This window comes from Shewanella gelidii, from assembly GCF_014647855.1.
Lineage (GTDB): Bacteria > Pseudomonadota > Gammaproteobacteria > Enterobacterales > Shewanellaceae > Shewanella > Shewanella gelidii.
Genome location: NZ_BMPZ01000028.1, coordinates 1 through 1,199, shown reverse-complemented (window position 1 = coordinate 1,199; position 1,199 = coordinate 1). Strand labels below are relative to the sequence as shown.

The 1,199-nt window shown below is 49.2% G+C and carries 1 rRNA gene; it reads right to left on the bottom strand.

Annotated features, from left to right (window positions below):
- Window positions 1-1,164 (bottom strand): 23S ribosomal RNA (locus IEY18_RS17285); the annotation flags it as partial.
- Between the last annotated feature and the right edge of the window lie 35 nt (window positions 1,165-1,199).

Here is a 1,199-nt window from a genome sequence, read left to right as displayed (position 1 = left end):
AATGTATTGAACCCGTAGCTTCGGTGGTATGTTTAGCCCCGTTACATCTTCCGCGCAGGCCGACTCGACTAGTGAGCTATTACGCTTTCTTTAAATGATGGCTGCTTCTAAGCCAACATCCTAGCTGTCTAAGCCTTCCCACATCGTTTCCCACTTAACATACACTTGGGGACCTTAGCTGACGGTCTGGGTTGTTTCCCTTTTGACAACGGACGTTAGCACCCGCTGTCTGTCTCCCGTATAGCACTCATTGGTATTCGGAGTTTGCAAAGGGTTGGTAAGTCGGGATGACCCCCTAGCCTTAACAGTGCTCTACCCCCAATGGTGTTCGTACGAGGCGCTACCTAAATAGCTTTCGAGGAGAACCAGATATCTCCCGGTTTGATTGGCCTTTCACCCCCAGCCACAAGTCATCCGCTCATTTTTCAACATAAGTCGGTTCGGTCCTCCAGTTGATGTTACTCAACCTTCAACCTGCCCATGGCTAGATCACCGGGTTTCGGGTCTACACCTTGCAACTAAACGCGCAGTTAACACTCGGTTTCCCTACGGCTCCGCTATTCGCTTAACCTCGCTACAAAATGTAAGTCGCTGACCCATTATACAAAAGGTACGCAGTCACGGTCTCAAGAACCGCTCCCACTGCTTGTACGTATACGGTTTCAGGTTCTATTTCACTCCCCTCACAGGGGTTCTTTTCGCCTTTCCCTCACGGTACTGGTTCACTATCGGTCAGTCAGGAGTATTTAGCCTTGGAGGATGGTCCCCCCATATTCAGACAAGATGTCACGTGTCCCGTCCTACTCGATTTCACATAAAGTTAGTTTTCATGTACGGGGCTATCACCCTGTATCGCTGTGCTTTCCAACACATTCCACTAACACCCTCTATGCTTAAGGGCTAATCCCCGTTCGCTCGCCGCTACTAGGGGAATCTCGGTTGATTTCTTTTCCTCCGGGTACTTAGATGTTTCAGTTCCCCGGGTTCGCCTCCTGCAGCTATGTATTCACTACAGGATAATTGCTTATGCAATTGGGTTTCCCCATTCGGACATCGTTAGCTCAAATGCTTGTTACTAGCTCGCCAACGCTTTTCGCAAGTTACTACGTCCTTCATCGCCTCTGACTGCCAAGGCATCCACCGTATACGCTTAGTCACTTAACCATACAACCCAAATGAGTTTCATCTGTGTCGTATCG